Below are 20,942 nucleotides of genomic sequence, written 5' to 3'. Positions count from 1 at the left end.
TTTTTTCTAAGGAAAAACCTTATTTGTTTAATTTTTCAGAAGCTTGTAACATTTGTTCAAGTGCTTCTTGCCACGTTGGAATAACAAAACCAAGATCTTCCGTTTTTTTCAGGCTCATCACTGAATATTGTGGACGTATCGCTTTTTGTGGATATTCGGCTGAAGTAACAGGAGCTACTTCTACTGCTGTATCTTTTAAGATTTCTTTTGCGAATTCATACCATGAACAACTATTCTCGTTTGATAGATGATAGACACCATATGGTACTTTTTCTTCGATTACATAGACCATAAATTCAGCCAGTGTGCGTGTCCATGTTGGACGTCCAAATTGGTCATTGACCACTGTTAATCGATCATGGGTTTGTGCCAAACGTTGCATCGTATAAACAAAGTTATGACCATATACACCAAATACCCATGATGTACGAATAATATAATAATCTTCTAAAATTTCCTGCACTGCTTGTTCGCCTAGTAATTTTGTACGACCATATTCATTCAATGGATTGGTTGCATCATCTTCTAGATATTCTTCAGCTTCTTTTTTACCATCAAAGACATAATCGGTACTGATATAAATCAATTTCGCATTTACTGATTTTGCTGCCAATGCAACATTTCTCGTTCCGTCTACATTAATTTTTTCATCTAATTCTTTTCCTTCGTCTTCAGCTTTATCGACAGCAGTATAGGCTGCACAATGGAAGATGACTTCAGGCTTTAAGTCTGTGATATAAGCCATTGTTTTTTCTGCATCTGTGATATCTAGTTCTTGGGCGTCAGTCGAAACATAATCTAATCCTTTCTCATCTAATAAATGACGTAACTCGGTACCAAGTTGACCATTTCCACCTGTTAATAAAAACATAACGCAATCGCTCCTTGATTTATTTATTTTTAAACTGTTTTTGTAAAAATATCATTAGCTATCATGTTGTCTTTAATGAACGCTTTATCTTTGAAATTCGATTCATTCAACTGTTTGTTCGGAGTATGGGACAAAAATAACGGTCTCATTATCTCCCCCTTATCCCCAAACAACGGCAGAACACTTATGTGCCAACCACGTTCTAAGAATCAAGCTTATTCTACCATATCGGTTCTCGCTTTTCGAGAGGATGAGCATCCATCAAGCGCTCTTAAAAACTTTTTCATGAAAAAAGGGGCAGCGTCAGTTAAACGCAGTGCCCCTTCAATGACTATTTAAAAAGAGGTTGAGTCTCTCAAGCTATCTATTCAAGCAAGAAAAACATCTGATAAGAGGAAGTCTCTGACTCTTATCTAGGCAGCTTGTGCGAGGGAGTCGATTTCTCGCTTCTTATTGTCCATTTCTAGCGTAAGCTGCTTCAACTGCTTCTTTCTCTTTTTGCCACCATTCTTGGTTCTCTTCGTACCACTTGATGGTTTCTGCTAAACCATCACGGAAATTAGTGAACTCTGGCTGCCAACCAAGTTCTTGTCGAAGCTTGGTTGAGTCGATCGCATAACGCAAATCATGGCCAGCACGATCTTTGACATGTTCATAGGCATCTTTAGGCTGACCCATCATTTCTAAGATCATTTCCAACACGGTTTTGTTATCTTCCTCGCCATCAGCGCCAATCAAATAAGTTTCCCCAATATTCCCTTTGGTTAGGATCAACCATACGGCAGAAGAGTGGTCATTCGTATGGATCCAATCACGAACATTTTTTCCTTCTCCATATAACTTAGGTTGGATACCACTTAAAATATTGGTGATTTGACGTGGAATGAATTTTTCAATGTGTTGATAAGGTCCATAGTTATTGGAACAATTTGAGATTGTCGCCTTTAGTCCAAATGAACGAACCCAAGCTTTCACTAATAAATCAGAACCAGCTTTTGTTGAAGAATAGGGGCTGGACGGGTTGTAAGGTGTTTCCGCAGTGAACTTCTCACCTTCACCCTCGCCATGACCTGGTAAATCCTCACGTAATGGTAGGTCACCATAGACTTCATCCGTAGAAACATGATGATAACGAACATCGTACTTACGGCAAGCTTCTAGCAATGTATACGTACCAATGATGTTAGTGTGTACAAACGGAAACGGATCTTTAAGTGAATTATCATTATGTGATTCAGCAGCATAATGAACCACTGCATCTGCTTTTTCCACTAATCGATCGACTAATTCTGCATCTGCGATATCTCCGACAACCAGCTCCACACGATCAGTTGGCAATCCTGCTAGATTTTCTTTATTTCCTGCATAAGTTAATTTATCTAAGACTGTCACATGTACTTCTGGGTGGTTTTGTACAACATAATGTACAAAATTTGATCCAATGAAGCCTGCTCCACCAGTAACAATGATATTTTTCATTTAATATTTCTCCTCATCAAATGTTAGATTTCACCATAAACAAATGGGTTTTCTGCTTCAAATTCTTTTAGTGTAGGATGATTATGGTCTTTTTCAGACATGATCGCTTTTGAAAGATCGATCGGCCAATCAATCGCTAACTCTGGATCGTCAAATGCGATCCCACCGTCTGCTGCGGCATCATAATAATTATCGCATTTATAAAGGAAATTCACATTTGGTGTCAACGTCACGAAACCATGCGCGTATCCCTTGGGTACAAGTAATTGACGATGATTATATTCAGATAAGATATAACTTTCCCACTGTCCATAGGTCGGACTACCTTTACGAATATCGACGATCACATCTAAGACTGCTCCTGAAGTGACACGGATCAATTTTGTTTGAGCAGATGCCCCTTTTTGAAAATGCAAACCACGAATCACTCCTGCTTCAGCAGATAGAGAGTGATTATCTTGAACAAAATCAAAATCTAATCCATGTTCCGCAAATTTTGCTTTTGAATAGCTTTCTGTAAAGAAACCACGATGGTCCCCAAAAACATCCATTTCGATAATTTTAACATCTGTTAATTTAGTATCCGTCACTTTCATCACTAAAAACTCCTTATTCAGCAGCCAATCTTAATAAGTATTGACCATATTGATTTTTTTTCAGTGGTTCTGCCAAAACAGCTAATTGTTGTTTGTCGATATAGCCCATTCGATAAGCCACCTCTTCTAAACAAGCAACTTTTAAGTTTTGACGCTTTTCAATCGTTTCAATAAATGTAGAAGCTTCAAGTAAAGATTCATGCGTGCCTGTATCTAACCATGCAAAACCACGTCCCATAATCTCTACAGAAAGTTTTCCTCTTTCTAAATATGCTTTGTTGACGTCAGTGATCTCTAGTTCGCCACGCTCAGATGGTTTGATTTCTTTTGCAATTGAAATCACATCGTTGTCGTAGAAATAAAGTCCTGTGACAGCATAGTTTGATTTTGGTTCTGTTGGTTTCTCTTCAATAGAGAGAGCTTGCATATTTTCATCAAATTCGACCACACCAAAACGTTCCGGATCATTAACATGATACCCGAAAACGGTCGCTCCACTTTCTCTAGAGGCAGCACGTTGCAACATTTTTGATAGTCCGCCACCATAGTAGATATTATCTCCTAAAACAAGACAAACACTATCATCGCCAATAAATTCTTCCCCAATGATAAAAGCTTGAGCTAAGCCATCGGGACTCTCTTGAACCGCATATTCAAGGTGGATACCTAGATCATGCCCATTTCCAAATAATTCTTTAAAGCGCGGGGTATCTTGAGGTGTTGAAATAATCAATATCTCCTTGATACCTGCCAACATCAAAATAGACATTGGATAATAGATCATTGGTTTGTCGTAGACTGGCATCAACTGTTTCGAGGTTGCCTTTGTTAGTGGGTACAAGCGTGTTCCGCTTCCTCCCGCAAGGATGATTCCTTTCATGAATATAAGCGCTCCTTTTTCTTTAAATTTTCACTTTCGTTATTATCTCATCAATCCTACTATTTGTCATGGATTTCTTGAGAATTTAACAATATCTTTTAGAGATATTTTTTCCATTTCCGCTGAATGAGTGCTTGGATCAAATGAATCCGCCAAGTGATTTTCTGGCGCCAACTACTCTTCGTTTCAATTTCACTTGCATTAAAATCGTGTCGCCGATAAAGAGTCAGCGGTTCTCGAATAAAGCCCGCATGATTCCCCGCCAGCAAACCGATCCACATATCATGCATCGGTACATTGTCAGGTATCGGTAAGATCGTCTCTTTTAATGAAGAGCGAAAAGCCATCCCTGCACCGATATAGTTACTACGAATCAAATTCGTCAACCAGCCTTCTTTGGATCTCCTAAAGGTAAAGTATGAGGAATGGAGCTCATTCAACTGGCTATCTACGATCACTAAATCTGAAATAACTACTAGTTGTTTTGGATGAAGGCTAAAGTATTGTGTGATTTTCTCTACTTTCCCATCTAACCATACATCATCTTGATCTGCTAAAAATATCAGGTCTCCCTGAGCTTGTTCAATCGCAAAGCCAAAATTTTTGATCAAACCTTGTTTAGGACCTTCAAAAAGTTTGATACGTGGATCATTATGTGCATATTCTGTTAAGATCGACCAAGTATCATCGACTGAACCATCATCCGAAATAATCACTTCATCTTCTGGAGAAAGTTGCTTTAAGATACTATCCAATTGTTCTTTTAAATACGCGCCACCATTAAAGGTTGCTATACAAACCGATCGCATCATTTCACACCTTCCAATTATCAACAAACGAACGTAAAGTCATTCGCCAGATTTGACGATTCTTGACAGTCAAAAATTGCTTTGTCATTCTTAATACTAACTGCTTCCGATGTTGCCTTAAATGCTGACGGTCGTATTCTTGGTAAAAGAGCGACTCAGCAGCCAATATCGACTGATAGCGTGTTACGTTGACTTTTTTATCATCTAATACTGAGAGATCATGAGTCATGCTAGTGGCTAAAACTACAATTTCTTTGTTTAATTGTTTGATTTGCCAAAAAAGCCAATGATCTAAAAAATCGAGTGGGAACACTGTATTATAGCCATTGATCTCTCTTAAAAATGTGAGCGAGAATGCCGCGCCAGAATTGATTGCCATAATCCGTTGACGTGTTACTACTGGCTCTTCGATCACTTCGAAGTGGCGATTGATATAGTGGTCTGCCCACACCGGAGAGATTTGTTTTGTACCAGAAAATACTAAGGGGACCGCAGCTACTCGCTCCTTTGTCCAAGTGAGTTCGGCTACAGTTTCCAAATAATCAGTACCTAACTGAGTGTCCTGATCTAATGTTACAAGTGTCTGTACCGTATCTGAAATGTGGTCAATTGCATAATTGTAAGCAACCGCTAGGCCTGGATTTGCTGGATCATGATGATAATGGACGTTCTTTTCTGAATAAAGCACATCAGCATGTGCAACAGGACTATTATCAAAAATAACTAACTCCACTGTCCCAGCTTGGGTAGCTGCTTTTAAATAATCGTAAGAAGGCGATTGGTTGATTTTTTGGTGATACAATACGATCACTACTGCTATTTCTGGTGTCATTAGAAGAAAGTCCACCCCCACTTATGGAAGAATTTCATCATTGAATTTAAAAATATTCGAAAAAGTTTGAAGTTACGATGCGCCCCTTTTCCATATAGATGGATGGCACTATAACGTGGCGTATAAAGGATCTTTTCGTTTGCTTTTTCAAAACTTAAACAAAGATCATTATCTTCAAAATACATAAAGTAGCGAGTATCAAACCCATTGATTGATTTAAATTTCGCAACATCTACTACCATAAAACTACCAGAAATCATGCGCACATAAGAATCACGATCCTCTGGCAAATCACGACATTCAAAGCGATTCAATCGCCGATCAAACATTTTTTTGACAAATTTGAAAGGAATGAAACGTAGTACATAGTCGAATAGAGCTAAACGCTGTCTAATCAAGTATTGAGTCGTCCCATCTTCATTCAAGATTTTAGGTGCCAACATCGCACATTCAGGACGCGTTTCTAAGAGCGCAACCAGGTCGATCACCGTCTGCTCATCTACTAAAATATCTGGATTAAAAATCACCGCATATTTTGCAGCGCTTTGGAGCAAGGTATGGTTATGACCAAATCCAAAGCCTCGGTTTTCATTATTGAAATAAATATTCATGAACGGATATTTTAAATATTCGCGTAATCGTTCTTGGTATTCAGGTGTCGAGTTATTATCAAAAATTTGAAATTCAATTGCCGGTTCTTCACCGATCGTCGCAATGATCGTATCTAATGTCTGGAATATTTTTTTACTATTTGCTGTCACAATGCTAATTAAAATCGGCTTTTTTTTATTGTTCTCCATTAAGGTCTTTTCCATTTCTTAAAGTATTTCTGCATCACTTGTGTACGGTATTCTTTATTCCCTAAAAACCGTAATGTTTTTAGAATAAATTGGTATTTTTCATTGATCAATCCGATCAATTCAAATAATAAAATAGCAGCAAACAGCATCACTAAGAACAAAGCGATCGTTCCAAGACTTCCCGTATAATTCATGATCATTGCAGTAAATGAAAACATCAAAGCGATGGAGTAGATCGTCAAAACAGCTCCTTTATGGGTAAAGCCTAAAGCGAGCAATCGATGATGCAAATGCTTCTTATCTGCCGTAGAAAATGATACTCGATTTGCTTTTCTACGAATGATGGCAAAAAAAGTATCTGTAACAGGTACACCCATGATGATCAACAAAGAAATCGATGAAACGAAAGTAACATTCTTTAAACCTTGCAATGATAACACCGCCATCATAAAGCCTAAGAAAAGTGCACCTGTATCCCCTAAATAAATTTTTGCTGGATAAAAATTGTAAGGAAAAAAGCCGATGATACTTGCAACTAAACAAAAAATAACTATAGGTATATATACTGTTGAGGCATGTAAAAAAAAGTAGCCAATAATACCAATGGTCATCAAGCCAATCAAAGATATCCCTGCTGCTAAGCCATCTAAGCCATCAATCAAATTGACTGCATTAGTGATCCCAAAAATCCAAAAAATGGTGACAGGAAAACTAAGCCAACCTAATTGGATATATCCTAAGAATGGTAAGGTAAAAGAATCAATCCTGATATCAGCGACAAAATAGATGATCAAAGCCGCTAATAAAATACCAATACTTTTTTGCTTAGGTGAAAGTTCATATTTATCATCAAGTAATCCGGTCAGCACGATGACGGATGCAGCCAACAATATAGGTAGAATATAAAATTTAGGAATGATATCTTTGAATAAAAACAAACTAGATATCACGAAGGAAACAAAGATAGGTAAGCCACCAGCTGAAGGCATCGGCACTTTGTTTATTCGTCGTTCATTCGGTTTATCGACCATTCCAGTTTGAACTGAAATTATTTTAAAAATGGGGGTCAATATCAAAGACAATAAAATTGTCAAAAAAATCCTTATTACAATACTAAAAGAAACCAGCATACGGGCACCTACTTTATTTAAAGAGTCATTAATAATTATAAAACACTGTCGCTATTTTACAATAAGAACTCGTGTTTCTAATTCTTTTTTTGAGAAAATTTATTTTTTAGTTTACCAAGCCATGTTGATGTGATGCTTCTTCGTTCTTTTATTTCGTTTCCTGTTATGTACTCTTGCACAACAGCATTGATGATTCCACCAAGAATAATGATCGTCGCAGCAAAGTTTAACCAAAGCATCAAAACGATAAAACTTCCGATGATTTGATAACCGCTCACACGCGTTGCAAAATAACGAGCATAAATTCCAAAAACTTGTGACAACAACATCCAACCAGTCGTTGCAAATACAGCACCAGGAATCACTGCTTTAAATTTCAATTGCGCGTTTGGTACAATCCAATAAATCATAAACATGATCACAAATAAAGCCACCAAAGTAATCGGCCATTTCAATGTTTGGAATTGGTCAATAAAGTTTACAGGTATTTTAAAGATCGGTTGAATCGCCTCTAAAATCATTTGTCCTAATCCAAGTACTAAAGTGACACCACTAATCGCAACCATAAACAAGATGATAACTATTAAGGAAAAGAAACGGACAATGATGAAATTTTTTCTATTTTCAACTCCATACGCTTTATTCATGGCAATCTGTAATGCATTGATACTCTGACTAGCTGACCATAAAGCTGCAATAGCTGACAATGACAACAAACTACCAGAACTTTGTGTCAACAAATTTTTTACCGCCGGTCCAATAAACTGATAGATCGTTTCAGGAATCACTTGGCGAATATAAGTCAAGACAGTTTCTTGATCGATTTGAAGATACGGTAGAATATTTCCAAGCGCAATAATCAATGGAAACAAAGATAAGAGTAAATAATAAGCCACAACTACTGAAGTCGTTCCCATTTCAGAATCAACGATCCTCTTTTGCGTCGTCTCAATAAAACGCATTAAATTCTTATGTTGTTTTATTTTATTCAAAATATTCATAGAAATCTCCTGTTCAAGGTTGTGAAAGAAGCGGTCTGCACTGAGGAATAAGTCAGAAAAATCGAAAATGGCTTTTTCATTTTGGTTTTTTCTGACTTATTATTGAAGTGTTGCTTCTTGAACACCGTTTATCTAGGTTGTGAAAAAGCTGCTTAGCTCCAAGTATTAAGGCAAAATTTGAGAAAATAGCTCCCCATATTTTTTGATTTTTTAGCTTAATGTTGAAGGTCAGCTTTTCGAACACCGTTTATCTAGATTGTAAAAAAACTAATAACACTGAGGAAAAGGATGGCAAACCAGAAAATAATAGACATATTTTTCCAATTGCCACCCTACTATCTTAGTTACTAGCTTTCCTACAACTTTTATCCATTATTTGAAGAAGAAGGTCATCCACAACTTGCTTCATTTAATTAAACAGTTTGAAAACTGTTCGTTGAAAGAAGCACTCAATAAGTTCCTTCCTCACCTTGAGAAGTCAAGATTCTTGGACCATCTTTGGTGATAGCCAATGTGTGTTCATATTGACAAGATAATCCACCATCTCTGGTATAAGCAGTCCAACCATTTGGATCCATTTTCATTTTCCATGTTCCTGTATTGACCATTGGTTCGATCGTAATGACCATACCTTCTTTTAAACGTAATCCTTTACCTGGTTCACCATAATGAGGAATAGTTGGTTCTTCATGGATCGTTGGTCCTACCCCATGTCCAACAAAGTCTCGTACGATTCCTAGATTTTCTCCTTCGACGTACGTTTGGATCGCATGACCAATATCCCCAATACGATTACCGACTTGCGCTTGCTCAATGCCGATATATAGTGCTTTTTTTGTCACTTCCATCAATCGATCAATTTCAGGTGTAGATTCACCGACCACATATGCCCAGCAAGAATCAGAGATTCCGCCTTTTAAATCAATACACATATCCACTTTCACTAAGTCGCCACTTTTAAGTGGTTTTTTTCTAGGAAAACCATGACAGATCTCATCATTGATACTGATACACGTCGCATATTCATATCCTTCAAATCCAATTTGGGCAGCGACTCCGCCATGACTTTCGATATAATTACGTACGAATACTTCGATATCCCAACTAGTTATTCCTGGTTTAATGAAATCTCGCAGATTTTTATGGACATCTGCTAATAATGCACCAGACTCTGCCATTGCTTCGATCTCACGTGCTGATTTTAATGTTATCATCTATTCTCGTCTCCTTTTTACAAATCCTTTTTATTTTAACATAGTAGGAAGTATTTAGCCAAATCCCATAGTACCTTTATAAATCTCGCTTCCTTTTTCTCAAACTTTTGGTATAATTGGTAGTTGTTGAAATGCTATTCATTAAAATTTAGGAGGCGCCTTATGGCTTTAGCAAAAATCGTTTATGCAAGTATGACTGGTAACACGGAAGAAATCGCCGATATTGTTGCAGAGGCTCTGGAAAATATGGATATCGATGTTGAAATCAATGAATGCACACAAGTAGATGCTGAAGACTTTCAAGAAGCAGATATTTGCGTAGTTGCTACTTATACATACGATGACGGTGATCTACCGGACGAAATCGTGGATTTTTATGAAGATTTACAAGAACTTGAATTACCTGGAAAAATCTACGGTGTGTGTGGCTCTGGAGATACTTTCTATGATGAGTTTTGTAAGTCAGTGGACGATTTTGATGTTGCCTTTGCAAAAACTGGTGCTGTTAAAGGTGCCGAAAGTGTGAAAGTTGATTTAAACGCTGAGGAAGAAGATATTGAAAATCTTGAAGCGTTCGCAAAATCTCTTGTATCCATGTTATCTTAATCACAAAAAGAAGGATGTGTTTACCACATCCTTCTTTTTTTAGAAGCATTACGTTTTGTAAATCAAGGCATTACTATCAAATGGGGTCGATCAATTTTTCAAATAAGCAGATCAGTCTACTTCAATCGGATCTTTTAAGCTCAAAATGGCATTGATGCTGTCTTGGATCATCTTTTCGATTTGTGTATCCGTCGGATGGATGATATTCGATGACATCAAAGCAGCGATACCTGTTGCAATGATCCAAGTCCCATTGTGCAGCGAGACTAGTTTATCACCTGACAAGTCCATGTATTTTGGATCTTCTTTCACTACGTCCATAAAGTAATTATAGGAGAAATTTTGCATCTCTCTTCCGCCACCATACTCTTCCAAGTAAAGTGAGCTATATAATTTCTTTTCACGATTTGCGAAATGGATGTAATTCAACGCTAAATCGACAATCGTATTGCCGGTATGTTCTACAGGAAAGACTTCGTATTTTAGATAATCGTAGATTTGCTCAAATAGCGCGTGTTTCAAATCATCCATATTTTTAAACTCTAGATAGATTGGTTGAGTAGAACAGTTCATTTTATTTGCAATGTTTCTCGCAGTGAATTTCGAAAATCCTTCATTGGCAGCAACTTCATAGGCCGCTGCCAAAATCTGCTCCTTTGTTATCGTTTTTTTTCTTGCCATAATTTTCTAATCTCCTTGAAATTTTTTATAACGCTTCCACCATTGATTAATACTATTGTACCATTTTTTTTCAATAAGCAAAACTTGTTTTTTTATTTTTTACAAATTTTTCTGTCATTATACTCTCGAATATCAGCGCTTTTTTGTGTTTTCTAATTAAAAACAAATGATTATTTTATCAGATGTTTATTTGTTTCATTTCTAATAAAATGTTATCATACAATGAGGAATTACAAAAAATACGATGAGGAGGAATTTAATTATGTTAGCTGATTTTAATGTTAATTTAAAAAAATACGCCCGTTTAATTGCAGAAACAGGGGTCAATGTATCGAAAGGGCACACAGTAGTCTTACAAATCAATGTAGAGCAAGCGGAATTAGCTCGATTGATCACGAAAGAGGCTTACCAATTAGGTGCAGATGAGGTAATCGTTCAATGGACAGATGACATCATTCAAAAAGAATTCTTGACTCATGCAGCAGATGATCGAATCTCTACAGTTCCACAATATAAAATTGATCAAGCAGATGATTGGATTGAAAAAGGTGCGAGCAGAATCAGCGTTGTTTCTTCTGATCCAGATGCATTCGCAGGAGTTGACAATGATCGTGTAGCCACTTATCAATCAACAGTTGGAAAAGCATTGATGAATCTAAGAAAAGCGACACAATCAAACAAAGTAAGTTGGACAGTTGTCGCAGCTGCTGGGAAACAGTGGGCAGCAAAAGTATTCCCTGATCTACCAGAGGAAGAACAAGTCGATGCATTATGGGATGAGATTTTCAAAACGACTCGCATTTATGAATCTGATCCTGTAATTGCTTGGAAAAATCACGATGAAAAACTAGCGACAAAAGCAGAAGAATTGAACAAAGAACAATTTACAGCTTTACATTATACTGCCCCAGGAACAGATATCGTAATTGGCTTGCCAAAAAATCACTTGTGGGAAGGCGCTGGAAGCTATAATGCTCGTGATGAAAAATTCATGGCAAACATGCCAACAGAAGAAGTCTTCACCGCGCCTGATAGTCATCGCGTTGATGGGTATATCTCAAGTACGAAACCTTTAAGTTATGCAGGAACGACCATTACTGGAATGAAATTTACATTTAAAGACGGTAAAGTCGTTGATTTTTCAGCGGAACAAGGACAAGAAGTCTTGGCAAAACTATTAGATACCGATGAAGGTGCACGTCGTTTAGGCGAAGTTGCTCTAGTTCCTGATCCTTCACCGATTTCACAATCTGGTATCATTTTCTATAACACATTATTCGACGAAAATGCTTCAAACCATTTAGCACTTGGTTCAGCCTATGCGTTTAGTGTGCAAGGTGGAACAGAAATGACTGATGATGAATTGGCAGCTGCAGGCTTGAATCGAAGCCAGACACATGTAGATTTCATGGTTGGTTCAGATAAAATGGATATTGATGGTATTCGCGAAGATGGTTCACGCGTACCGATCTTCAGAAATGGCGACTGGGCGTAATAATAAAACAAAAAAAGATCTGGAAATCCCAGATCTTTTTTTGTTTTTCATCGATATGCTTATAATAAATCTTCTTTTTTAGTAAACGTAAATTTGCGACTTTCTTTTTCTACAGGTTTTTCTTCTTCGTGTTTTTGGATTGCCTCTTTCGTAATTTCTTCACGTTCTCTTTTTGCTTCATCTAAACGTTCTGCAATTACTTCTTCTTTTGGCTTATCAGACATAATCAAAACCCCCTTTATCACCTTCATTCTACCACTCAGGATTCCTTTATTGGAAACGTTTTGCTCTAAAAATCAGCTTGCATGTATGCCTTCAAAGCGCTAAAATAATAGTATTGATGTTTGTTCCTGTAGCTCAGTAGGATAGAGCGATCGCCTCCTAAGCGATAGGTCGCTGGTTCGATTCCAGTCAGGAACGTCTTAGAACTTATCACGATTTTGTAATAGTGATGTTCAGCTACGAGAAATAAGCCCACTCCCCAGAAATTCGTTCTTGTATTTTGGGGAGCGGGCCTGTTTCTTATGGACACTGTTTATTCAGTTTTAAGAATTATGAAATGCCACAGGTCACAATCCCCTATTATATTTCTGCTCTTTTGAAAAAATAGCAACAAAAGTAAAATCCCATTTTTCAACTTATTACCAAATACATTATGCGAAGTCATTTTATTCGATAATGAAGTAGCATCCATTTTTTGCTATTGGAATAAACTTTATTGATATTTCCGCCTTTTTAAATCTGGGAAAAAGTGATGCATGAATTCACGTGCTTCTTCCTTTGTCTTGCCTTGTTCTTTCAGCATGCCTGATTCATTCATGTGCTTGGCACTCTCTTCAATCATTTCATCCATTGTACAATCAGTTAAAAATGCGCCTTCTTTGTAGCAGTAAATGCAATATTCTTCACTCTTGCTATTGTTTTTGTTTGTCCCTAAAATCTCAACTGAATCAAGTGGCATCCCACAACTTTGACAATACGTCATTGCTTAAATTTCTATGATCCTCCTATCATCTGATTGTCTTCACTCAGAAATAATCATTAAGAATTGGTTGTTGGTTAGGCAGTGATTGACTAAGTTCAGCCACCAATGCGCCTTCTACTTTGATTTTTTCATAGAAATCAAGCTCTTCGACTGTTTGATATCCTAACAATAATTGTGTCAAGCTTTGAATCGTTCCACTGACCACAGGTAATTCTGTCTGTTGGACTTTCTTTACTTCAAGTACTCCATTGACATAAGAAATATCAAAAAATCCTTCGTTCCATTTTGCATACGGATCTTCTGTCACATGGATAGAAAAGTTGATTGCATGTCGGAATGGATAAGTCTGCATAAATTTCTCAACATCTACGATTCTCCCCATCATGTAAGGCGTGATCGTGGTTTTAGCAAATGGATTATCCAATAAATAATTTTTACTATAGCCAGAAAAACCACATGTATACTCAAACGAATCAAATGCGCCACTATGTGAACCAATGAAACGCATCAATCCTTTCAATGCTTCATGATTCAGATAACCCATTTCGACGATGATAAATGTAGGTGCGGCTAATTTATAAACGACATATCCTGTAACATTTCCTTCACGGTCGTAATACAGTGCATATTGATTTTCTTTTCGTTGTTTGAACTTGTAGGAATACCACCATTCTTCTCGGACCAAACCACCTCGCGTACTCTCCGGCATATTTGTATAAATGGATCGTATGGCATCCACTGATTCTTCAAAACTTGTCCGTTTCATATAACCAGTTGTTTTTTTTACAGCTGGCATATCACGGCTCGCTAATTCATAGCTGATTCGATCAAATAATTGTTCGTAGCCATAGCGACGATAAAAAGGATAAGAAAATGGTGCTAGATAAGACAACGTGACATTTCTTTCTCGACAGTCTTCAAGGATTTTTTCCATGATCCGATTGATACCGCCCTGTCCTCGCGCTTCAGGATAGGAAGCAACGTAGCCAATCCCAGCCATCAAGTAATTTTTTCCATAGAAATCCACTGAAAAAGGTGTGGCCATTACTTGACTTGTCAAATGGCCCTCTGGATCTAAAAAGCCGTAGTTCCATGAATTCTCAACAATCATTTTAAATCGTTCACGTCGTTCGTTTGTATCTTGTGAATTAAAAGCATAGGTTGCTAAAGCGTACATTTCTTCTAGCGCTTGGTTCCCTAATTCTTTTATAACATTCGTCATACTTTCCCTTCTCCCTTTAAATATCTATACCAATTGTACTATTATTTTCTTTATAATAGCAAGCGGACCTTCATTACTTTCACAAAGTAGTATCTCTCAAAAAATGATTTACAAAAAATAGCGCTAAAAAGCCAAAATAGAACAAACGATTTTGGTTTTTAGCGCTTCGTTTTTTGATCCAAACGTTGTTTCCACAACTTATTCTTATTTTGATCATTAGTTATCCTCTTGGATGGACGATTTGATTTACCATCCTCTTTTAATAGGATTCTTCAATCATCCCTAGCATCTTTTTAAAACGTCTCTTTTTAAAATACATCAACATCGTTCCTAAGATCATATCATTCATTTTCTGCAACATACCATGTGATTCCATTTGTTCCGTATAATGGACTTCACACGATTGTTCATCAATTGGTTTGATTTGATAATGAACGACAAAATCATTTTTAGTCGTTGAGGTACGAAATTTATAAGATTGGTTATCAATGACTTCCTCAATGATAATGCGTGCACGATTATTTTGAGAGAATTGTTTGACGTATTCAAGATTCTTTAATTGTTTGCGTGTCACTGATTTCCCAGTGGCTTTGCGGACATCAAAAAGAACAGAATCCATCACTTTATCATAGAAAAACGATGCCGGAATGTTTAGTGTTTTAATTATTTCCATTAGTTCTTTTTCTCCTTTGCTTCTTCTTTTTTCTTACCTTTTAAAAAGAAGTAAATCCCTAGTCCTGCAAAAAACAACCCAGTGACCATACTATAAATGTCATATTGTTGTGTTCCCGGATTTAAACTATATAGTATGATCAGTGAACCAATACTACACAAAAACAATCCATTTTTTATCATTTGAACCACCCTTATCTTGTTTCTTAGACTGCTGCTGCTTGGAAATATAATACCGTGCCCCATGGTTGAGCTTTGATCAATTCTTTTGCTGTTTTGGCAGCTGCTTCTTTATCTTCTGCACTTGTTTCAAAGAATAATTTGATTCCTTGTTTTTCTTTGAAAGTAAAGGTCATGCCTTCTTCGTTGTATCCTTCTAATAATTCTTTGATTGCATCTTGTTGCATAGCACTAGCGATTGAAATCATTTGTTCTCCTCTTTTCTTTTTTTATTGATTACTTTTAGTTTCACTCGAATGAAGCGAGGGCTAGGGATTTGACGGATCGTCATCGCCCATAGCCCCTACTTCAACTGATTATTTAGGTTCTCCTGCTGCTGGATCCATTTTATTTGCTGACATCACAAATGGTGCCCAGATCAGGAAGGTCACGACCATACATACTAATGTGACAATCGGCGCCCGCCAGTCTGCCCCTGTTGCAAGGAACGATAGCAAGAACGGTGGGACGACCCAAGTCACTTGTTGGGATACCGGTGCGACTAATCCTAGATAAGTAGCTACCCAACCAATTGTTGTTGCAACAACCGGCGCAACCAAGAATGGGATAAACATGATCGCATTCAAGACGATTGGTAAACCAAACATCACTGGTTCATTGATATTGAAGATACCAGGTCCAATCGAAAGTTTTGCTACAGTCAAGTAGTCTGCACGTTTTGATAATAGTAAGATAGCGATCAATAGAACGATTGTTCCACCTGATCCACCAAACCATGCAAACGCATCAAATGAGCCACGTACCCACATGTAAGCTTTACCATCTTCAATCGCATCTAATACTGCAGGTGTTCCTGTTTTGCCATTGTAACCTTTTTGGAAGATATCGATGTTGATCAATTGTGCTTGACCCCAAATACCTTCTAATACTGGTGCTAATACGTTCGGACCATGTATACCAAAGAACCAGAAAATCTGAACGAAGACCGTAACGATTAATACAGCACCAATACCTTGTGATAAGCCTAAGAAAGGTTCTGCAATATATTTTTGTACTAAATCAATGATCAGTTGACCATCTGCCACACGTCCAACAACATAATTAATGATAGCGATGACATATAATGAAATCGTTGCTGGTAGGATTGCTGCAAATGCTTTAGAAACTGCGGGTGGGACTGAGTCAGGCATTTTGATCGTGATATTGGCAAGCATCAATTTACAGAAAATGATAACAGAGATTGCACCCATGATCATTACTGTAAAGTAGGCGTTACCGTTTAAATGATCTAATTTCAACCATCCCCACAAACCAACTGATAGAGTGCCATCAGCAATCGTTGCCCCAATTTCCGAGCCATTGATCGCATCTGCCACATTTTGTGGAACATTGACATTCAATGCAGCTGATAATGACGGGCCAAAAGCGATTCCTTGAATCAGTGTTGCTAACCCAACGATCCCTCCTGCTAAGTCATTGACGCCATATGCACGGGCTAAATTATATCCCCATGAAAAAGCAAAGATCAGTCCGGCGATTGCTAAGGTACCATTCCAGACGAACCCATTGATGCCGATGATCACATTCAATACAGCAAAAAAACCTTTGTCTGCTGCTAAGCTGTCAGCATACGTACTAATAAATTGCTGTGGTAAATCACGAATAATTGCATTGATCATTACAGCTACTGATCCAGCCATTGTTGCAGGCATCGTACCGATAAAAGCGTCACGCAATGCCACTAAGTGCTTTTGCGCGCCGATTTTGCCGGCAACTGGAAGGATGTATTTTTCCATCCAACTTGTTAATCCATTCATTATTACTTCCTCCTATAAGTTTTTATATAAAGAATGACTCCTTATATCAAATTAAAAAAATCCGTTCAAAATTTTTTTCTTCTTCCGTTCAAAAAAGAAGTGTTTTGGTTATTCAACGTAAGTTCTACGATATAAATCAATGATTTCTTTTGCAAGGTCTGTAAATGCGATCGATGTCATCAAGTGATCTTGACTATGCACAGTCAACAGCGTTACTTGCATATGATTTCCTTGTGCTTCTTGCGTGAGCATTTGAGTTTGTGAATGATGTGCTTCTACCAGAGAGGCTTCAGCATCGCGGATTTTTTGCTCCGCTAAATCAAAATCTCCTTTTTTTGCCGCAGAAATCGCTTCCATTGCATCGCTTTTTGCATTTCCACCATACATGATCAATCCCATGATGGCTTCTAGATTTTGTTGATCTTCCACTATTCTACCTCCAGCTTCACGTTTGATTATTTCATTAATTTTTCAGCTTGTTCAAGCACTTTTGCCCCGTTCATCATGCCATAATCTTGCATATTGATAACATCCAATGGAATTCCTTTTGGTGCTAATTTTTGTTCAAATTGTGCTTTCATAAAGCGAACTTGTGGACCTAATAATAGAACATCTACATTTTTTGATTCAAGGTTATTGTCAGCATCTGAAGCTGAAACCGCAAAGATATCCGCTTCCATTCCTTTTTCTTCTGCTGCTTTTTGCATTTTTGTTACTAATAAACTTGTACTCATTCCTGCAGAACATACTAACATGATTGTTTTTTTCTCCATTTTTTCCACTCCCTTTAAATTTGGTTTTACACTATAACTATAATGCAAGAAGCATGCCAAACACTAAGCATCTAAAATAGCGTTTTCATAACGCTTATTAAGTAAAAACAGTGTACACACTAATCGTTAGTGTGTACACTGTGTAATTTCAATCATTTTTTTATTTTATTTTCTATAAACATTTGTGTGATAAAAGCAATTTCATGTTCCGGGATTTTCACACCATATTTACGTTCGATCCCGATCAAATTCGTTCGAACGATATCCATTTCTAAGCGATACATTTTTGCAAAAATGGGGAAATCATCAAATGTACGCATTTTTTCATGTTTGATTAGACCATCAATCAAAAAAGCAACATGGATCACGATCCCCGTATCCACACCTGGTTCAACGATGATCGATAAGTCTGTTTGGATTTGTTGGATCGCTTTTTGCAAAGCTTGAATCAAACGTTCAACAGATGATATCGCATTCAATGAGTCTTTTAACGAATCAACAATTTTTGCTGTCGGAACTTCGTCATCTGCGATGCGTTTCAATGTATTGAGTTTTTCATCATCGAATACGTCATAAGCAGAGAAGAATGGAATATTTTGATAATCTACCTCAACAGTTCCGGCAATTGCCTTGATTTCATATTCTTCCAATAACGCATCAATGTGGCGTTTAAATGATTCACGTTCCAAAAACTGCATTTGGATCACTTCAACTTTATCCTGATTGATAACGGGCACAATTCGTTGATACAGTTTTGCTGCCACACCTTCTCCAGTAAAACAAGTCACGATCACTGCTTTTTTCCGTTCGTTCATTTCCTGCTTTTCGGTTTTAAATTGATCTTTGACAATCGATTCAAAAGACATTTGGATACTTTGGTAGATATCTTCTAAGCTTCTACCAACATTTGCCATCCGGATTGCTTCGATGACGATCATGGTACTGGTCATCGTGATTGCTTTTGTACGTATCCCCGTCTCTTCATAGATCAAATCGCTGAATGTATTCAGTGAACCCATATCAGTCAGTAAAATCAACCCATTTGTTAAATTGCTTTGACGATTCTTTACATATTTCAATACTTCTTCGTACATGGATTGAACTTCCATCTCTAATGGCATATTGAACGCTTGTCCGATCGTTGTTCCGAGTAAAGCTTGCGCCATCTCCAACATACTTGAAGCGGTTTGTCGCCCGTGCATCAAGACTAACACGTCGACTTTATTTTCTTTGACTGGTTCACTTTCTCCGAGGTTGATCGATAAGAACATACTGATAAAGCCAATTTCATCGAATGGTATCTCTACTTGTTGATCTTCTTCAATGATCGTAGACAAATCGATTGCAACTTGAAATTCTTTTTTGAACTTCTTTCGTATATTATTCAAATCTGGATGAACGATCATATGTCCATCTTTCACACGATCCAGTGTACTTTGCAAATGTAAGGCAAACGCAAAGCGTGCTTTTTGGTTATAGATTCGGTCTAGTCGTTTCTCAGCAACATCGTATAACTCATTTGTCAAACGCCAGATGTCTTCTGGGAGTAAATCTTTAGGGATCGTACTTTTCGTCAATTCTTTGACATACGTTTGAAAATAGGCATCGACATCTTTTGAGATCAACGACTCAAGATCAATATTTTCGCCACCCGTTTCAGAGAGCGACATCACCTTTTCTTCAATATCATTGTACACTTGCATGTTTCTTTCTGGGTCCCGAGACCAAACCACATCAGCAAATCCTGGCTCAAACGTCAAATATTGACTCTTACTATCCATAAAGCGATCTAATCGTTCAGGGACTTCTTTGATTCGTAATAATCCTTTTTGGACTTGCAGGGATAACTCTTCTTTTCGAATGACTAATTTTTCTTCTTGGTGCATACGATAATGAAGGAATGACTTCGCACAGACTAATTTCAGGTCACGTTTTACTTGCCCGATATTTCCCTCTGCGTCGTATAGCATAAAAGCTAAAATCGCTTCTTTTTCAATATCGATCCGCTGATTCAAGCGATTGGCTTCTTGCTTGATAAACAAGGAAATGATTTCATACCGCTCATCTAATGAACGAGAGGCCAGATTTGGCAAAGTGATTGCCATCGGTATCCTGCGGTTAAATGTCGTCAAAAAACTTTCAGATGATTCTGTCGTTGCTCCGATGATCTGAACAGACGCCTCATGGACTTGTGCGCTCTCCCCTAATGGGCGATAAACCCCTTTGTCGATAAATGTGAAGAGCATCTCTTGGCCTTCTGGAGGTAAGCGATGGATCTCATCTAAAAATAAGATCCCCCCATCTGCTTTAGCCATCAAACCTTGGCTATCTTGTGTTGCACCTGTATAAGCACCTTTTTTTATCCCAAAGATATGTCCAAACAACAACTGTGGGTTTTGCGCATAATCCGCACAATTAAATGAAATAAATGGGGCATCTGGAGAAAGCATTTCCGAATCGATTGCAAAATGATACATACATTCAGCAAACATCGATTTCCCTGTTCCTGTCTCCCCAAAAATAATCGTATGCAATCCTCTTGGCGGATATAAAATCGCTGCTTTAGCCTGTTGGATACTTACTTTTAATGATTCATTCTCCCCTACTAAGGTTTCAAAAGTGACTTGTGTAGAAGCGTCCACATGAACTTTATCTGAAGTTGTTTTTTTGGGAGGCATAGAATAAACTACAGGTCTGCCAGTGCTTTTCACGATGTAATGCGCTTTATATAAATCACTTAGATAACGACTTGCATTACTACGATCAATCTCTAATTGCTTCGCAACATCCGTTGCTGTCAATCCTTTATGATTTTCCGTAAGTAAATCCAAGATTTCTTCCTGTCTTTCGTTCATGCTAACTCTCCTTTAACCAAACGACCTGTTTCCATTTTCAATAT

23 protein-coding genes and 1 tRNA gene are annotated in these 20,942 nt (G+C 37.5%); 3 read left to right on the top strand and 21 right to left on the bottom strand.

What is annotated here, in order from left to right; genetic code table 11:
• Positions 1-19: 19 nt before the first annotated feature.
• The 10 genes from rfbD to map all read right to left on the bottom strand — a co-directional run bounded on the left by rfbD (position 20) and on the right by map (position 9,612).
• Positions 20-871, bottom strand: a complete 852-nt coding sequence (gene rfbD / locus CYK55_RS04395; RefSeq protein WP_126133997.1) for a dTDP-4-dehydrorhamnose reductase — start codon at positions 869-871, stop codon at positions 20-22.
• 450 nt (positions 872-1,321) lie between these two features.
• On the bottom strand, positions 1,322-2,350 hold the full coding sequence (gene rfbB / locus CYK55_RS04390) for a dTDP-glucose 4,6-dehydratase (RefSeq protein WP_034688524.1): 1,029 nt from the start codon (positions 2,348-2,350) through the stop codon (positions 1,322-1,324).
• A gap of 23 nt (positions 2,351-2,373) precedes the next feature.
• Positions 2,374-2,946, bottom strand: coding sequence for a dTDP-4-dehydrorhamnose 3,5-epimerase (gene rfbC / locus CYK55_RS04385; RefSeq protein WP_126133996.1), 573 nt, complete (start codon positions 2,944-2,946; stop codon positions 2,374-2,376).
• Between the two features lie 13 nt (positions 2,947-2,959).
• A complete protein-coding gene (gene rfbA / locus CYK55_RS04380) occupies positions 2,960-3,826 on the bottom strand; it encodes a glucose-1-phosphate thymidylyltransferase RfbA (RefSeq protein WP_010735945.1) in 867 nt (288 codons plus the stop codon).
• 98 nt (positions 3,827-3,924) lie between these two features.
• Entirely contained in the window at positions 3,925-4,635 is a 711-nt protein-coding gene (locus CYK55_RS04375; RefSeq protein WP_206437476.1) for a glycosyltransferase family 2 protein, read from the bottom strand.
• Positions 4,636-4,639: 4 nt separating this feature from the next.
• The gene (locus CYK55_RS04370; protein WP_034688531.1) at positions 4,640-5,467 is read right to left on the bottom strand and encodes a glycosyltransferase; all 828 of its coding nucleotides are present in this window, start codon (positions 5,465-5,467) and stop codon (positions 4,640-4,642) included.
• Positions 5,467-6,267 carry a glycosyltransferase gene (locus tag CYK55_RS04365; protein ID WP_034688532.1) on the bottom strand — a complete coding sequence of 267 codons (801 nt, stop codon included), beginning with the start codon at positions 6,265-6,267 and terminating at the stop codon, positions 5,467-5,469. Before CYK55_RS04365 ends, CYK55_RS04370 begins: the two co-directional genes overlap by 1 nt.
• Positions 6,267-7,397 carry an MraY family glycosyltransferase gene (locus tag CYK55_RS04360; protein WP_034688534.1) on the bottom strand — a complete coding sequence of 377 codons (1,131 nt, stop codon included), beginning with the start codon at positions 7,395-7,397 and terminating at the stop codon, positions 6,267-6,269. Before CYK55_RS04360 ends, CYK55_RS04365 begins: the two co-directional genes overlap by 1 nt.
• A gap of 77 nt (positions 7,398-7,474) precedes the next feature.
• Complete coding sequence (locus tag CYK55_RS04355) at positions 7,475-8,398, bottom strand: YihY/virulence factor BrkB family protein (RefSeq protein ID WP_126133994.1); 924 nt, start codon at positions 8,396-8,398, stop codon at positions 7,475-7,477.
• A gap of 449 nt (positions 8,399-8,847) precedes the next feature.
• Complete coding sequence (map, locus tag CYK55_RS04350) at positions 8,848-9,612, bottom strand: type I methionyl aminopeptidase (RefSeq protein WP_034688538.1); 765 nt, start codon at positions 9,610-9,612, stop codon at positions 8,848-8,850.
• A 162-nt stretch (positions 9,613-9,774) separates the two neighbouring features.
• Between map and CYK55_RS04345 the strand changes: the two genes are divergently transcribed.
• Positions 9,775-10,218, top strand: coding sequence for a flavodoxin (locus CYK55_RS04345; protein WP_126133993.1), 444 nt, complete (start codon positions 9,775-9,777; stop codon positions 10,216-10,218).
• Positions 10,219-10,329: 111 nt separating this feature from the next.
• On the opposite strand, the gene CYK55_RS04340 is transcribed toward CYK55_RS04345, so the two are convergent.
• Positions 10,330-10,899: a TetR/AcrR family transcriptional regulator gene (locus CYK55_RS04340; protein ID WP_126133992.1), complete on the bottom strand. Its 570-nt coding sequence runs from the start codon at positions 10,897-10,899 to the stop codon at positions 10,330-10,332.
• Between the two features lie 262 nt (positions 10,900-11,161).
• Between CYK55_RS04340 and CYK55_RS04335 the strand changes: the two genes are divergently transcribed.
• Positions 11,162-12,394: an aminopeptidase gene (locus tag CYK55_RS04335; protein WP_126133991.1), complete on the top strand. Its 1,233-nt coding sequence runs from the start codon at positions 11,162-11,164 to the stop codon at positions 12,392-12,394.
• 59 nt (positions 12,395-12,453) lie between these two features.
• Here the strand turns inward: CYK55_RS04335 and CYK55_RS13435 are convergent, their stop codons facing one another.
• Positions 12,454-12,618: a hypothetical protein gene (locus CYK55_RS13435; protein WP_010735955.1), complete on the bottom strand. Its 165-nt coding sequence runs from the start codon at positions 12,616-12,618 to the stop codon at positions 12,454-12,456.
• Between the two features lie 122 nt (positions 12,619-12,740).
• On the opposite strand from CYK55_RS13435, the gene CYK55_RS04330 reads away from it, so the two are divergent.
• A tRNA-Arg gene (locus CYK55_RS04330) sits at positions 12,741-12,814 on the top strand.
• Between the two features lie 295 nt (positions 12,815-13,109).
• Here the strand turns inward: CYK55_RS04330 and CYK55_RS04325 are convergent.
• The 9 genes from CYK55_RS04325 to CYK55_RS04285 form a co-directional block, all read right to left on the bottom strand.
• Positions 13,110-13,379, bottom strand: a complete 270-nt coding sequence (locus tag CYK55_RS04325) for a zinc ribbon domain-containing protein (protein ID WP_034689805.1) — start codon at positions 13,377-13,379, stop codon at positions 13,110-13,112.
• Between the two features lie 43 nt (positions 13,380-13,422).
• Entirely contained in the window at positions 13,423-14,601 is a 1,179-nt protein-coding gene (locus CYK55_RS04320) for a GNAT family N-acetyltransferase (protein ID WP_126133990.1), read from the bottom strand.
• A 259-nt stretch (positions 14,602-14,860) separates the two neighbouring features.
• A complete protein-coding gene (locus tag CYK55_RS04315; protein WP_034689808.1) occupies positions 14,861-15,274 on the bottom strand; it encodes a DUF3284 domain-containing protein in 414 nt (137 codons plus the stop codon).
• Entirely contained in the window at positions 15,274-15,456 is a 183-nt protein-coding gene (locus CYK55_RS04310) for a DUF3188 domain-containing protein (RefSeq protein ID WP_010735959.1), read from the bottom strand. The genes CYK55_RS04315 and CYK55_RS04310 overlap by 1 nt, the downstream gene beginning before the upstream one ends.
• A gap of 23 nt (positions 15,457-15,479) precedes the next feature.
• Positions 15,480-15,701 carry a hypothetical protein gene (locus CYK55_RS04305; protein ID WP_010735960.1) on the bottom strand — a complete coding sequence of 74 codons (222 nt, stop codon included), beginning with the start codon at positions 15,699-15,701 and terminating at the stop codon, positions 15,480-15,482.
• A 108-nt stretch (positions 15,702-15,809) separates the two neighbouring features.
• Entirely contained in the window at positions 15,810-17,270 is a 1,461-nt protein-coding gene (locus CYK55_RS04300; RefSeq protein WP_034689809.1) for a PTS sugar transporter subunit IIC, read from the bottom strand.
• Positions 17,271-17,378: 108 nt separating this feature from the next.
• Entirely contained in the window at positions 17,379-17,699 is a 321-nt protein-coding gene (locus CYK55_RS04295) for a PTS lactose/cellobiose transporter subunit IIA (protein ID WP_010735962.1), read from the bottom strand.
• Positions 17,700-17,725: 26 nt separating this feature from the next.
• A complete protein-coding gene (locus CYK55_RS04290) occupies positions 17,726-18,091 on the bottom strand; it encodes a PTS sugar transporter subunit IIB (protein ID WP_268745031.1) in 366 nt (121 codons plus the stop codon).
• Between the two features lie 104 nt (positions 18,092-18,195).
• Positions 18,196-20,898, bottom strand: a complete 2,703-nt coding sequence (locus CYK55_RS04285) for a sigma 54-interacting transcriptional regulator (RefSeq protein ID WP_034689811.1) — start codon at positions 20,896-20,898, stop codon at positions 18,196-18,198.
• Between the last annotated feature and the right edge of the window lie 44 nt (positions 20,899-20,942).

Origin of the sequence: Enterococcus mundtii (genome assembly GCF_003957375.1) — a bacterium.
In the GTDB taxonomy this organism is placed as follows: Bacteria; Bacillota; Bacilli; order Lactobacillales; family Enterococcaceae; genus Enterococcus_B; species Enterococcus_B spodopteracolus.
Note: the sequence above shows the minus strand (reverse complement) of the source record. Positions and strands in the feature narration are given on the sequence as shown.

Excerpts from the sequence above, each read along its gene's own strand:
- rfbD (WP_126133997.1), bottom strand. The coding sequence starts at position 871 with ATGTTTTTATTAACAGGTGGAAATGGTCAACTTGGTACCGAGTTACGT.
- rfbB (WP_034688524.1), bottom strand. The coding sequence starts at position 2,350 with ATGAAAAATATCATTGTTACTGGTGGAGCAGGCTTCATTGGATCAAAT.
- rfbC (WP_126133996.1), bottom strand. The coding sequence starts at position 2,946 with ATGAAAGTGACGGATACTAAATTAACAGATGTTAAAATTATCGAAATG.
- rfbA (WP_010735945.1), bottom strand. The coding sequence starts at position 3,826 with ATGAAAGGAATCATCCTTGCGGGAGGAAGCGGAACACGCTTGTACCCA.
- CYK55_RS04375 (WP_206437476.1), bottom strand. The coding sequence starts at position 4,635 with ATGCGATCGGTTTGTATAGCAACCTTTAATGGTGGCGCGTATTTAAAA.
- CYK55_RS04370 (WP_034688531.1), bottom strand. The coding sequence starts at position 5,467 with ATGACACCAGAAATAGCAGTAGTGATCGTATTGTATCACCAAAAAATC.
- CYK55_RS04365 (WP_034688532.1), bottom strand. The coding sequence starts at position 6,267 with ATGGAGAACAATAAAAAAAAGCCGATTTTAATTAGCATTGTGACAGCA.
- CYK55_RS04360 (WP_034688534.1), bottom strand. The coding sequence starts at position 7,397 with ATGCTGGTTTCTTTTAGTATTGTAATAAGGATTTTTTTGACAATTTTA.
- CYK55_RS04355 (WP_126133994.1), bottom strand. The coding sequence starts at position 8,398 with ATGAATATTTTGAATAAAATAAAACAACATAAGAATTTAATGCGTTTT.
- map (WP_034688538.1), bottom strand. The coding sequence starts at position 9,612 with ATGATAACATTAAAATCAGCACGTGAGATCGAAGCAATGGCAGAGTCT.
- CYK55_RS04345 (WP_126133993.1), top strand. The coding sequence starts at position 9,775 with ATGGCTTTAGCAAAAATCGTTTATGCAAGTATGACTGGTAACACGGAA.
- CYK55_RS04340 (WP_126133992.1), bottom strand. The coding sequence starts at position 10,899 with ATGGCAAGAAAAAAAACGATAACAAAGGAGCAGATTTTGGCAGCGGCC.
- CYK55_RS04335 (WP_126133991.1), top strand. The coding sequence starts at position 11,162 with ATGTTAGCTGATTTTAATGTTAATTTAAAAAAATACGCCCGTTTAATT.
- CYK55_RS13435 (WP_010735955.1), bottom strand. The coding sequence starts at position 12,618 with ATGTCTGATAAGCCAAAAGAAGAAGTAATTGCAGAACGTTTAGATGAA.
- CYK55_RS04325 (WP_034689805.1), bottom strand. The coding sequence starts at position 13,379 with ATGACGTATTGTCAAAGTTGTGGGATGCCACTTGATTCAGTTGAGATT.
- CYK55_RS04320 (WP_126133990.1), bottom strand. The coding sequence starts at position 14,601 with ATGACGAATGTTATAAAAGAATTAGGGAACCAAGCGCTAGAAGAAATG.
- CYK55_RS04315 (WP_034689808.1), bottom strand. The coding sequence starts at position 15,274 with ATGGAAATAATTAAAACACTAAACATTCCGGCATCGTTTTTCTATGAT.
- CYK55_RS04310 (WP_010735959.1), bottom strand. The coding sequence starts at position 15,456 with ATGATAAAAAATGGATTGTTTTTGTGTAGTATTGGTTCACTGATCATA.
- CYK55_RS04305 (WP_010735960.1), bottom strand. The coding sequence starts at position 15,701 with ATGATTTCAATCGCTAGTGCTATGCAACAAGATGCAATCAAAGAATTA.
- CYK55_RS04300 (WP_034689809.1), bottom strand. The coding sequence starts at position 17,270 with ATGAATGGATTAACAAGTTGGATGGAAAAATACATCCTTCCAGTTGCC.
- CYK55_RS04285 (WP_034689811.1), bottom strand. The coding sequence starts at position 20,898 with ATGAACGAAAGACAGGAAGAAATCTTGGATTTACTTACGGAAAATCAT.